The sequence below is a fragment of the Armatimonadota bacterium genome (assembly GCA_016125185.1).
Taxonomy (GTDB): Bacteria; Armatimonadota; Fimbriimonadia; order Fimbriimonadales; family Fimbriimonadaceae; genus Fimbriimonas.
Genome location: WGMG01000008.1, coordinates 70,866 through 84,065, shown reverse-complemented (window position 1 = coordinate 84,065; position 13,200 = coordinate 70,866). Strand labels below are relative to the sequence as shown.

At 57.9% G+C, this 13,200-nt stretch carries 8 protein-coding genes and 1 pseudogene; 5 read left to right on the top strand and 4 right to left on the bottom strand.

Annotated features, from left to right (window positions below; all coding sequences use genetic code 11):
* Positions 1 to 494 precede the first annotated feature (494 nt).
* Positions 495 to 1,517 (bottom strand): annotated as a pseudogene (locus tag GC165_19230) (hypothetical protein).
* Positions 1,518 to 1,793: 276 nt separating this feature from the next.
* Here GC165_19230 and GC165_19225 point away from each other — a divergent pair.
* Positions 1,794 to 3,128 (top strand): hypothetical protein, encoded by a 1,335-nt coding sequence (locus GC165_19225; protein MBI1335002.1) that lies wholly within the window; start codon positions 1,794 to 1,796, stop codon positions 3,126 to 3,128.
* Positions 3,129 to 3,349: 221 nt separating this feature from the next.
* Here GC165_19225 and GC165_19220 read toward each other — a convergent pair whose 3' ends face one another.
* The gene (locus GC165_19220; GenBank protein MBI1335001.1) at positions 3,350 to 4,396 is read right to left on the bottom strand and encodes a hypothetical protein; all 1,047 of its coding nucleotides are present in this window, start codon (positions 4,394 to 4,396) and stop codon (positions 3,350 to 3,352) included.
* A complete protein-coding gene (locus GC165_19215; GenBank protein ID MBI1335000.1) occupies positions 4,393 to 4,887 on the bottom strand; it encodes a hypothetical protein in 495 nt (164 codons plus the stop codon). The genes GC165_19220 and GC165_19215 overlap by 4 nt, the downstream gene beginning before the upstream one ends.
* Here GC165_19215 and GC165_19210 point away from each other — a divergent pair.
* The 4 genes from GC165_19210 to GC165_19195 all read left to right on the top strand — a co-directional run bounded on the left by GC165_19210 (position 4,825) and on the right by GC165_19195 (position 10,792).
* Complete coding sequence (locus GC165_19210; GenBank protein MBI1334999.1) at positions 4,825 to 6,621, top strand: methyltransferase domain-containing protein; 1,797 nt, start codon at positions 4,825 to 4,827, stop codon at positions 6,619 to 6,621. The two genes, GC165_19215 and GC165_19210, sit on opposite strands and share 63 nt — an antisense overlap.
* A gap of 22 nt (positions 6,622 to 6,643) precedes the next feature.
* Positions 6,644 to 8,371 carry a family 10 glycosylhydrolase gene (locus tag GC165_19205; protein MBI1334998.1) on the top strand — a complete coding sequence of 576 codons (1,728 nt, stop codon included), beginning with the start codon at positions 6,644 to 6,646 and terminating at the stop codon, positions 8,369 to 8,371.
* Between the two features lie 129 nt (positions 8,372 to 8,500).
* The gene (locus GC165_19200) at positions 8,501 to 8,923 is read left to right on the top strand and encodes a hypothetical protein (GenBank protein ID MBI1334997.1); all 423 of its coding nucleotides are present in this window, start codon (positions 8,501 to 8,503) and stop codon (positions 8,921 to 8,923) included.
* Positions 8,924 to 9,649: 726 nt separating this feature from the next.
* Positions 9,650 to 10,792 (top strand): M20/M25/M40 family metallo-hydrolase, encoded by a 1,143-nt coding sequence (locus GC165_19195; protein ID MBI1334996.1) that lies wholly within the window; start codon positions 9,650 to 9,652, stop codon positions 10,790 to 10,792.
* Between the two features lie 93 nt (positions 10,793 to 10,885).
* Here GC165_19195 and GC165_19190 read toward each other — a convergent pair whose 3' ends face one another.
* Entirely contained in the window at positions 10,886 to 13,150 is a 2,265-nt protein-coding gene (locus GC165_19190) for a DNA translocase FtsK (GenBank protein MBI1334995.1), read from the bottom strand.
* Positions 13,151 to 13,200: the final 50 nt, after the last annotated feature.

Genomic DNA, 13,200 nt, shown 5'->3' with positions numbered 1-13,200 from the left:
CGCAAGCCGCAAGCCGCAAGCCGCAAGCCGCAAGCCGCAAGCCGCAAGCCTTCGTAAAACGAGGCTATCTCTTATCTAAGTGATTTCGTGACTGAGAAATGAATTAGCAAAAGAAAACTAGTACCATTCGCCCGGCGGGACCGAAGAATGGACGGCGAACCAAGGAACGAGCCTATTAACCACGCTCCGCCCCTTGGGGAGGTGTCGTCCCGACCATCCATATTCAGTCTTCTGAAACCGATGGTCGGGACGACGGAGGGGGCACACCCTCACCCTCTAAAGGGAACAGTGATCGAGACGCGAAAGAACCGAAGGAATGATTCCAACTGCCAACTGAAACAGTCTCTGCACTCTGCACTCTGCACTCTGCAAAACGAAGATATCCCTTAGAAAAGGAGGGTCCACAAACATTCCTGCCACGAAGGCAGGAATGTTGTGGAGGGTGAGCGACAAGCGAACCGAGGGATAGAAGAGAGACTCCTAACTATTTAAGCCTAAGCCCGATAGGCGTGACCCTTACGCTCAAAAATGTCCTTCAAATACTGCCCCGTATGCGACTCCGGCACCACCGCCACCGACTCCGGAGTCCCCTGAGCAATCACGCGTCCACCACCGTCGCCACCTTCTGGACCCATATCCACCAGCCAATCCGCCGTCTTGATCACGTCCAGGTTATGCTCGATCACCAGCACCGTGTTCCCCTGATCCACCAATCGGTGCAAGACCATCAACAGCCGCCGCACGTCCTCAAAGTGCAAGCCCGTCGTCGGCTCATCCAAAATGTACAAAGTCCGTCCCGTCGCCCGCTTGGCCAGCTCCGAAGACAACTTCACGCGCTGAGCCTCGCCGCCCGAGAGCGTCGTTGCTGGCTGACCCATGCGAATGTAGCCAAGGCCGACTTCCAACAGCGTCTCCAGCTTACGGTGAATCTTCGGAATCGGCTTGAAAAACTCCACCGCCTCCTCGATTGTCATCTGAAGCACGTCCGCGATCGACTTGCCCTTGTATTTGACCTCTAGCGTCTCGCGGTTGTACCGCTTTCCCTTACACACCTCGCACGGCACATACACGTCCGGCAAAAAGTGCATCTCGATCTTCAGCACACCGTCGCCACGGCACGCCTCGCACCGACCGCCCTTCACATTGAAGCTGAATCGACCTTGCTGATACCCACGAATCTTCGCATCCGGCGTCTTCGAAAACAGATCGCGGATCATATCGAACGTCCCCGTGTACGTCGCCGGGTTCGAACGCGGCGTCCGCCCAATCGGCGACTGATCGATGTCGATCACCTTGTCGATCTGGTCGATCCCATCGATCGCGTCGTGCGGCTCCCAAATCGACCGCGTGCCGTGCAATTCATACATCAGACGCGGAAACAACGTGTCCTGCACCAAGGTCGATTTCCCCGACCCCGACACCCCGGTCACGCACACAAACAGCCCCAGGGGAATATCGACGTTGACCCCTTGCAGATTGTTTCCGGTTGCATTTTTGATGCGCAGCCAACCGTCCGACATACTCGACAGAAGTCTACATCATTGACGCTCGCAGAATACAAGGTCCCACGATATTTTGCGAACCCACTCGCTCTCTGCACTCCGCACTCCGCACTCCGCACTCCGCACTCCGCAAAACAAAGATATCCCTTAGAAAAGGAGGGTCCGCAAACATTCCTGCCACAAAGGCAGGAATGTTGTGGAGGGTGAGAGAATCGGGACGAGCGATTGAAAATAAACCCAATCTCCGCGCGTACGCCCGCCTCCGACCACTAGGTAAATTTGAACCAGCCCGTGAAGCCGCCGACCTACCAGCCCCAATCCCCGCCCCCAGCCAACACCGCCAAACTCCGCCGCTGGGTCATCGGTTGCTTCCTCGTCGCCCCCTTCGTCTGCTGTGCTGGATCGGCCCTCTTCCTCCGTCGATGGGTCGATACCTTCGACTACTCCGCCGACCTCGACCACCAAGTCGCCGAAGCCAAAAAACGCGGCATGCCCTTCGAGGCTAGTCAACTCGCCCTCGATCCGCCGGTCGCCGAAAAAGACAACGCCTTCCCCGATCTCATGGCCGAGATGGAGAAGCACACCTACAAAGACCACCTCCTCAAGGACATCGGTGCCTTCGATCCCAAAACGGCACCCAAAGTCCCCGATAACATTCGCGAGTTCACCCAGCGCCTCGCCAAAATCGCCCAAAAGACCGGATACGACTCTCACCACGACTTCGACATGGGTCCCTACGAGGAGTACCCCGAGTACGAATTCATTCGCCAAGCCTCCACCGCCCTCAGCAAGGTCGCCCAAATGGACGCGAAGGATGGCCGCTTCGACAACGCCCTCGCCAACCTTTCTACACTTCGTAAGCTTGCCCTTCTCACTGCTCACGAGCACGGCATCATCGGTGCCCTGGTCTGCTTCTCCATTGACACCAGGTTAGTCAGCTATTCGATGCACGTTGCCGGTTACGCAGAATCAAATCTGAGCGTTGTCAAGCAGGTCGAAGCCCTTCTCGCCCTCCCTGCTCCATCGCCAGATATCAACCAAGCCTTTCGTAGCGAGTTCTACATGGGCCTGGCCGTCACCCGAAACTACAAAGCTTTCGGCGGGATCAAAAACCTCAGCAAGCCCGACTCAAAAATCGCCAAGCCAGCCAAACTCGTTCGCACCGGACTCCCCAAAGGACTCATGGAACGCGGCTTCCTTTCCTCGTTCATCAAGTGCATGAACCACGCCTACGACCTCCTCCAGTCCGAGCCGAATGCCCACAAAGCCTGCGTCGAAATCGACCACTACATGGCCAAGGTTCCGATGACGGTCTCCAACGCGTTCCCGCTCGTCTTGGTCGATGTGTGGGGCGGAGCCGGCACCGCTTGGGAACGCCACAGGCTCAGCCACAAACTCGCCATCCGAGCCATCGAAATCATGCGCCAAAAGGACCGAGGCACCTTGCCGGGAGAAATAGAAGACATCCCCGACCCGCTTGGTGGCGGCACCATCGAGTACGCCCGCACCGGCGACGGCTTCAAAATCTATTCCAAAGGCGCAAATGGCCTCGACGAAGGTGGCCCCCGAAACAACACCACCCGCAAGAAATCCGACGATTACGGCTTCGTCTATCCCTTCAACTAAAAGTTTCTCACTCTTCCGCTTGCTTCCCCACGTAGTCTTGGTGCTGGTGAAGACCAATGCAATGAACCGAGGGATTGAGACAAGCCCCAGAACCAGCCGTTTAACTGCGTTCCTTAGGCACCCAAGTCCCGACCGTCAAATACAAGCCGACTTAATTAAGATACTTCTCCGGAATGAGAAGTCGGCGAACGAGGAACGAGTAAACCGAGTGACCGCTACCCTCAACCCTTCCCGCTCAAAAACCGAACCATTGCCGTCCGCGCCGGACCGCTAAACGCGCTATGGTCGTCATAAGGCGACTTCACCTGCTCAGGTGGATAGAAATGCGTAAAGAAGAACGCCGCCTCGATGTCCCTATAGCTCGCAATAACCTCCCCGATCGCCACAATACAGTCCGCCCGAAAGCTGTCCTCGCACTCCCCATTTCGGTATCCCAGCATCGGCTTCGACACATACCACTCATGGATTCGAATCGGAGACTTAGCTGGTGCAACCGCCAGCCCCTTCATCAGCCCGATTATCCGTTCAAGTTCCACTCGGTACATGTCCGATGCCTCATCCGCCGACTTTGCCGCCCGTGGAAGATAAATCCCAAGATTCACGCACCGCCGTTGCATTTTCGACCACCACTGCCCTTCGCTCCCCCCCAGCGCCGTCTTTAGCTCCTGCCGCTCCGCATCGCCCTCGCCAAACATCGACAGCGTCGGGCCAACCAGCTTGTACCCGTGAAAATCCACCGCGTTTGAGCCAACCAGCAGGTAGTTGCAGAACGCGTGAAACTGCGGACTCCACGTCCCCTTCGCCTCCTTGTCCGCGTTCCCGCCACTGACATGTCCTGTCGCAGGCTCGTTGTACCACTCAAAAACCAGGTTCGCCTTCGCACCGCCCAACGACTCCCATTTCCGCACGCAGTAGTCGATCGCCGTCCCCAGTGTCTCGCGAATCGGCTCCCAAATCCGAAAGTCGGGCCGCATCCACGGGTCCCACGCTCCACCGACCCGCTTCTTCCACTCCTCGGCGTCGGGAAAAGGGCAGGGCACCACGTTCAGCATCAGCTTCTTGCCCGAGGTCACCGCCAGCTTCAGAACCGCGTCCAACCGCGCCGAATCCGTGATTTCCAGCGGCTTCCAGCAAAGCTCCCAAAACAGAAAATCCTCGCGAATCCAGCACGGAGGCAACTGCCGCACACTGTCGGCAATGGTATTCCATCGCGGATGGCTCACCTTGCTGGGCAATCCGGCCGTCACGCCCCGCTGAATCGAGTTCATACCCCTTGCAGACGCTTCGAAGTAAAGAAGTTTTCGATCTGATCGGGACTAAGGACCACCACCGAGGCCTGCGACGACACCACAAACTGGTCAAACGTCACCTCCTCGATCTCCCCCGCATCCCGAAACTCGTCGAATAAGTCCTGAAGCACCCGCGCTTCGGTCGGCATCTCCGGGTACGCCTCCACCCAAACCGCGGTCTTCTCCTTATTCGCCCGATAAGAGACCGCTCCGATATAAGGCATCTCCAGTAGTTCCAAGTCGTCGCCGATCGACCAAAGCCCGTCGTAAACGTGCAACCCCTCGCCGTGCAGCTTGCTCCGCACCTCGACGATCGGTAGCGTCGAAGAACTAATGACAACCATCCCTTTCTCGCCCTGCCCGGCGGACACGATGACGCGGGCATTGTCCGAGTGGACATAGGCGTCATGGGTGCTGAGGTTGCGCCGCACGGCATCCGCAAAACCGTCGAAAGGAACGCGAAGGGTCATCCTGTCTCCATTATGCGTGATCCGCCCAAAACTACCGTGAACACAAAAAATACTTCAACTTCTCGCTCGCCAAACCTTGAGTTCATTGTGAAAGTGCCGACAACGAAGGTAACGATGAGTAGTTCCGTACAACCTCTCGCTTGGACCGGGGAAAGAATGATCCCCTTCGTCAGCGACTATGCCACCCAGGCGACTCACTGGCAACGCTATCTCTATTTCCGACCGTGGTACGAAGATGCTGTCGTGGTCGACGCCGCCTGCGGCGAGGGCTACGGCACCGATTTCTCCTCCATATTCTCCAAAGAAAGCCACGGTGCCGATGTTTCGACCGAAGCCGTTCAGCACGCCACCAATGCTTATCCGCGCGCGTCGTTCCGTGTCGAAGACGTCTGCCACTACGACTACTCTAACGCCGATATCGTCACCAGTTTCGAAACCATCGAGCACTTGCCGGACCCCGAGCAGTTCCTCGAAGCCTTGAAGGCGTGCAAGGGACGGATCATCATCAGCACCCCCAACCGCAAGCTGTACGATCCCAACGCCAAACTCGGCGATAAGCCGACCAACCCGTACCACACCATCGAGTGGACGGCCGAAGAGTTCGCCGAGCTCATCCAGCGACACTTCCCCGATCGCCAAGTTCGATTCCTCAGCCAAAGCACGACGCTTCCCGGCCGCATTTACGAAGGTCTCGACACCGACGCCTGGTTCACCATTGCCGTCATCGGTGATGGCGACCTTCCCCAGTGGCCCAAGATCGGCATGGCCATGCCCACCGTCAACAACTCGCAGATGGGTATCGAGAGCATCTCCGCCTACGTCACCTACTACCCGGGCGAGATTGAGTTCGCTGTCGTCCTCAACAACACGGACGCCGAGAACAAACGCAAATGGCAAGACTTCGCAACCCAGGCACCCCACTTCCTCACTCTGCTCATCAATGACGAAAACACCGGCTACGGCCAAGGCGCAAACAAGGGCCTGAAGTACCTCCAGGACAAGGGCGGCTTCGATGCCTACGGCGTCACCAACGACGACGTCTACCCCTCGCTGGGTTGCACCGGCGAGTTGGCCTACGCTTACACTCAGCTCAAGGCCCTCGACCAGAACCCCGGCCTCGTCGGCGTCGTGTCGAATAAGGTCGCCGGAAAGCAGTTGGTCGAGATCGGCCAGTTCACCGACCTGACCTCGCTGATGCGCCTCGCCAACGACCATCTTGCCAAGAACAAGTCGCGCGCCACTCCGTGGAATCAGGTTCGCGGCCTCTGCTTCATCATGTCGCCCGAGTGCCTTGCCACCGTCGGCGGCTTCGACCCGATTTTCGGCATCGGCAACTTCGAAGACGACGATCTCTGCGTCCGCACCAAGCTCGCCGGGTTCACCAACTGGATCGTCGACGGCGCATTTCTGTACCACGAAGGTTCCAAGACCTTCGCCTCGCTCGAAATTGACTACGAAGCCAATATCGACCGTAACATGCACGTATTCAACCGAAAATGGCAGTTGGACAACCATTTTGAATTCTTGAGCATCGAGAAGGCTCCCGAAGGAGTCGACCTTTTCGTGCCATTATGTGCCAAATACGAGCCGACCAAGGCCATCACGATCGGAAGCGAAAGCGTCGATCTCCTCGGCCAAGCATCGGACACGGAATTCGCCTACTGGGTCTACGCCGTCATCCGCGAGCAGGGCCAAGAAGCCCGAAACAAGGTTCTCAAAGCCCTCGCCGCTTAACCGAAAACAGGTAAAACCAGGCATGCCTTTCTTGCCTGGTTTTCTGCTTCTTGCCACCCTCCAAGGCTCCCAATTCCAAAGCAGATTCCAGCCCGGAAACCCCCTTCCCGGTCTGCCTCCCATCGTCCTCGATACCCAACTTTCCTACCAAGGCCCCGCCAAGCAAGTCTGTAGCCGCTATGGGCTCCAGGCGCGGATCATGTGGATCGACGCCACCGCCAACATCCAGCGCTACAATACTGTCGAGAAGATCCAGAGCCTCGTTGCCCGCATCAAAACCGCCGGCTTCAACACCATCGTCTTCGACGTCAAACCCCTCTCAAGCGAGATGGTCTATCCCAGCACCTTCGCGCCAAAGCTCACCGAGTGGAAAGGCAACATCCTCGGGGACTTTGACCCCCTCGGCCCCATGTGCGCCGAGGCCCGCAAGAACGGCCTCTCGATCTATGTCTCGATGAACGCCTTCTGCGATGGCCACCGCCTGGTCAACCGCGGCCCCGGCTTCAACCGGCCCGACGAGCAGTCGGTCTTGTACGAATCCAAGCCTATCGTCAACGTCAACGGCCACCCGTTCGACTACTCCGCGACGCTCGACGGCAAGAAGATCACCCTCTTCTCCGCCAAGCCAAACGACCCCTCGGTATACGCCATTCCGTGCGACCGCAATGGAAACATGCTCGCCGACGACGTGCCGCTTCCCAAAGGTGGCTTCTACGTCGCCGCCCCCGGCTTCGGCGGCGTCAACCTCGCCATGCTCCGAACCCCCAACGGCAAGGTCTCGCTGGAATCCAAAGACTCCTTCGTTCGCATCGGTGAATCCACCCAGGACAAGCAGTACCCGCTGATGACCAGCCCCACCAACCCAAGCGTCAAGCGACGGCTGTTCGACATCGCCGAAGAGGTCGTCAAGAACTACGATATCGACGGCATCGTCTACGACGACCGCCTCCGCTACGCGGGGCTCAGCGCTGACTTCACCCCCCTTGCCGAGAGCCTTTTCCAGCAACACATCGGCAAGCGAATCACCTGGCCCGACGACGTCTACAAATACACCTACTCGTACACGACTCAGCTCAATCGCGGCATCAAACCCGGCCCCTACTACGACGCCTGGCTCAACTGGCGCGCCTCCATCCTCCACGACTTCGTGGTCGACGTCCGACACCATATCCGCGCAATCAAGCCCAATATGCAGCTTGGCGTCTACGCGGGATCGTGGTACGGCGACTATCAGCAGTACGGCAACAACTGGGCATCTCCCGCCATGGAGGCCGGCTTCTGGTTCCTCACCCCCGAATACCAAAAGACCGGCTTCTCGCCCGATATCGACTTCCTCATCACTGGGTGCTATTACCCCACCGCCACCGGCTACGACGCCCTCGTCCAAGGCAAGGGTGTCGGCTTCACAGTTGAATCCGCCGGAACCCTGTCCTACCGCGCCGCCCACGATCAAACCTTCGTCTACGCTGGTCTCTCGCTCAGCGATTTCAAGGACAATCCGGAAGGCTTAGGCAAGGCCCTCCAAGCCGCCGTCGCCAGTTCGAACGGTGTGATGTGTTTTGACCTCTCGCACGACATCGATCCGCTGTGGCCCGTCTTCGAAAAGGCCTTCGCCGAACCCAAAATCTCCCCCAACCGAACACCCGGCTACCTGGACGAAGCCCGTCGCCTCCGCCTCGGCATGGACCGCAAAGGCATCAAGGAACCGCCGATCATCATCGCGGGTGGCGCCAGCGGCGTAGGATTCTAGGTTCAGAACAAGATGTGACATTGGAGGCCCTCCTCCGTCCACCTCCATCTACCGAAAGTACTCCATAGGCGAGGTATGGTGGGGGTGTTGATGGAGGAAGTCCGCAACGGTAAACGCTTTGGCAGAGCAATGCGACCTGCGATTTGCTTGTTGGTCGTTCTCGTCGTTATCTATGCTTACTTGATTCCGAAGCCGCCCAAGTTCGACTTTCAATTTCTCCAAAATTGCGAACGGACTGAGTACGGCGTCCATTACGGCGGCGACGCGGGCCCACCTGCTGTCGAGCTTGCCTTGTACCGTTCGAATCAAGGAGTTGATGTGCTCATAGCAAGGATGAAGAACGAGCTTCGAGGTTGGCATTCCTATATCTCTCAATCCGAACCGAGAAGTTGTTCCTTCAACCTTTCGGGCGTCGATATCATCCTCCTCAACGACTCCAAGGCTGGTGATACCGATCTCCGTCCGCATATCCTCATTTATCGGGACATAGAAGTGACTTACTACCGACGAATTCAGTTGAAGCTCTTCCAGTTTCATGATTCGGAGCGATAGCATTCAAAGTGCCTGCATCGAAGGTATGGTGGAGGCAGGACCCAGGACAGGTTCAATGCAATCTTTCAAGAAGACTGAAAAAGTTGCTCTCGTCACATTCTCAATACTTCTAGTACTGGTAACGGTTCCATGGGCGCTTATGATCCCGCGTGATCCGCACTATTCATTTGCTTTTCTTCACGGTGCCAAACCGAAACTGATGCGACTCGTGCAAGAAATGAGCGGACCGAACTGCTACGAGGTCGCGATTTACTCATGGGATGAACCATTCGACCAGGTCGTCGCAAACACGAAGCGCGAATTCCCGGTCTGGAAATCTTGGTCAGTTGAACGTAAGGACTACAGGTATTTCGGTCTCACCGACCCTACCGATCAATCCGGTATAGAGATTTGGCCATCGATGTCGAGCCAAGTTCAAGGCGATCCTCTTTGGAACGATTCGTCCGGGAACGGCAAATCCTGCTTAGTATTCATTAGTCATCGTCTGCCTCCCGGGCCTTTCACCGACCTTCGAATCAAAATGCTGGGAAGTCACCAACCGTAATAATCAAAAACACTTTCGTTCACACCCCCAGGACTATCCGACATAGAATCGAGTTGATCGACCATGAAACAGCCAAATCACAAAATGATCGTGGCTTTCCTTGGAGTAATTGACTTCGCCACGACGTTCGGCTTGAACACTTTCGCAATCATGCCAAGGAGCCGTTGGGATATGCTTGGCCCATGATTGCTACCGCCGCCCTTATCGGAACGTCGCTCTTTTCCCAAGTCTCGATCGATCATCTCAAGGCGACGCTCCAACACCTGTCGACCTACCCAACCCGCAACACCAGCACCCCGGAACTCAAGCAAGCGGCAGAGTGGGTCGCCAGTGAATTCCGCAAGATCCCTGGCCTCAAGGTCGAGATCATGGAGTACGACGTCAAAAAGGGGCGGCGGGTACCGGAGGACAAGACGGTCGTTCAGGTCATTGCGACCCTTCCTGGCGAAACCGACCATAAGGTCATCGTTGGCGGCCATCTCGACACCATCAACCTCGGCGGCGACGTCATGACCGCCAAAGCCCCCGGCATCAACGACGACGGAAGCGGCGTTGCCCTCACGCTCGAAAGCGCCCGCATCCTCAGCCAGCGCAAGTGGCATAACACATTCGTCTTCGTCGCGTTCAGCGGCGAGGAGCAGGGCCTGTTTGGCTCCACTGCCCTCGCTGAGCGCGCCAAGAAAGAGGATTGGAACATCGACGCCGTCCTCAGCAACGACACGGTCGGAAGCTCGATGGCATCCGACATGAAGGACAAGAAGCGGGTCCGCTTGTACTCTGAGGAAGTCACCGACCCCAATCTGCCCCAGCACAACAGCCGCGAACTCGCCCGCTTCATCGAGTGGAACTCGCGCGGAAAGCTCAAAGGCTTCGCTCCTTGGCTCGTCTTTCGTCGTGATCGGTTCCAACGTGGCGGAGACCACACGCCGTTCAACAAGGTCGGCTACACCGCCGTTCGCTTCGTCGAGGCCATCGAATGGCTAGAGCACCAGCACACCGAGAAGGACACCATCGAATGGATCGACTTCAACTACCTCGCCAACGTCACCAAGCTCAACATCCTGTCGATGGAAGCCCTCGGTGACGCCGCCGAGGCCCCCGACCACGTCCGATACGATCTCAAGCAAGCCCATGACACGACGATCCATTGGACCGCCAAACCGGGCGTCAAGTACGTGGTTTATTGGCGCGAAACCAGCTCCCCCACATGGCAGGGCGCCGTCGAAGTTGGCGAAACCGACCACGCGGTCATCAAGGGCAAGAACAAAGACGACCACACGTTTGCGGTCGGAACCGTCGGCGGCATCCCCATCCCCCTCGGCTAGCTAGTCAAGCCCGATTCTCCCTCCCTTGCGGAGGGAGTCTGTGAGCAAAGCGAACAGGTGGGAGGGGCAGAAGCCCGATTCCTCAAGCCTAGCCTACGGCAAATCTTCTTCCCAGTCGTCGATGTGGGTTCCCATGTCGTACCGGGGCGCATTGCCAAACAACGACTCCAAATCCGCCAGGGCAAACAGAACCTCGCGGGGACGCGGACCGTCCTTTGGTCCAATGATGCCTCGCTCCTCCATCTGATCCAACAGCCGTGAGGCCCGCTGGAAGCCCAGCCGGAACTTGCGCTGAATCATCGACGTCGACACCTGCCCACTCTCCACCGAGAACCTCACGACCTCTTCCCACATCGGGTCGACGTCGTCGCCAAAGTCGCCGCTCGCCTTGACCGGGTCGGCGGCCTCGAACTCAGCCGGATCGAACGCGTAGTTCGGGCTCTCCTGACTGCGCCAGAACGTGCAGATTTGCTCGATCTCGATTTCGTTGACGTAACAGCCCTGCACCCGCATCGGCTTGGTCGCATCGATCGGCATGTACAGCATGTCGCCGCGTCCGATCAGCGCGTCGGCGCCCTTCTGGTCGAGGATCGTTCGCGAGTCGATCTGTGACGCCACCGCAAATGCCACACGCGAAGGAATATTCGCCTTGATCGTGCCCGTGATGACGTCGACACTCGGCCTCTGGGTCGCAATGACCAAGTGGATTCCCACCGCGCGCGCAAGTTGAGCCAAGCGCACAATCGAGGTCTCGACCTCGGCCTTAGCTTGAATCATAAGGTCGGCCAACTCGTCGATGATCACGACGATGTACGGCATTTTGTCGTTGAAAGAAGCCTTCGCGTTCCAGCCGTCGATGTTACGTACGCCCTTCTCGCTCAGCATGTCGTACCGGCGATCCATTTCGCGCCATACCGCGCGCAGAACGCCCGGCGCTTCCTTCACATCCTTGATGACCGGGCACAGCAAGTGTGGAATCTGGTCGAACAGCGTCAGTTCCACTCGCTTCGGGTCGATCATCACCAGCCGAACATCCTTCGGCGTGTTGCGCATCAAAAGCGAGGTAATCAGCGTCGCGAGTCCAATCGACTTACCCGAGTTGGTCGCACCCGCGATCAGCAAGTGCGGCATCTTCGTCAGGTCGGCGTACCGATTCACACCGGCCACGTCTTTACCCAACGCCACGCACAGCCGCGAAGGATGATTCATGAACTCGTCCGTCTCGATCAGCTCGCGAATGTTGACGGTCGAAGATTTCACGTTCGGAATCTCCAGGCCGATAGCCGCCTTGCCCGGAATCGGAGCCTCGACGCGTACCTGCGAGGCCGCCATGTCCATCGCGATGTTGTCTGCCAAGCTCACAATCCTGGCAACACGGATGCCCGGGCCCAGCTGAATCTCGTACCGCGTAATCGTCGGGCCGGTCGCTACCTCGACCACGTTCGCATCAATGCCGAACTGCTCCAACGTCCCCTCGATGGTCTCGATGTTGCGTTGCATCTCCTGGGCCGTTCGCTTCGGTCGATCAGCCGGTTCGGTCAGCAGGGAGATTGGCGGAAGCTGGTAGCCCTCCTTCGGCACGCTGGATTCGATATTGAATTCGCGCGGCTTGGCGGGCGCAACCTCTCGAATCGTCGGCGTCTTCTTCGCCTTCGCCACCGGCTCGTCCACGAAGTCCCGCACCGCCGGATGGACGTCCGTCGGATCGTCGACCAAGTCGTCCGGCATCATAACCAACGCCTTCTTCTTCTTGGTCGCGCGCTCCTCCAATGCCTCCTGCTTAGGTGGCAAAGAGGCGTTGGCCTTCGCATCCGACAAGATCTCTCGAATGGGTCGCTCCAGCGTCAGCACGCCGCCGATCGCGCCGATGGCGATGAACGCAACCGTCTTTCCAACCCCGAGTAGGTTCCAGAATAAAGCGCCCATCAAGGCGCCGAGATAGCCGCCCGAATCGGCCACGACGATCGGATCGAAGAAATCACCGTCCTTCGCCTGAGCCAATCCGCCGAGGATCGCAAGCAGAACCATCGCCACACCGAGGGCGGATCGAAAGCTGCGGGTCCGCGAGTGGCCGCGGAAGTACATCAGGCCCATCGCCGCAAACGCAACGGGAGCCGCCCATGCGCCCTTTCCAAAGGCTAACGAGAAGGCTTGGCGCAACGCGCCGCCCACCACACCGGCGTCCTTTGATAGGAGAGCAACGACCGACAGCGCCGCCAACGCAAAGAAGCTGATCGCGGCAATATCAAACCGATGGTGACTAGGCACCGCCTCCTTGCTCTTCTTGGCCTTGCTCTTGGTGGCAACGACCGCCTTCGAACGCTTTTTCGCGCTCACTTTAGATTTTCCTCGCACCATCCTTGGGCTCGCAGTTCATTATAACCTGATTACGCATCGGGAGGCAGAAT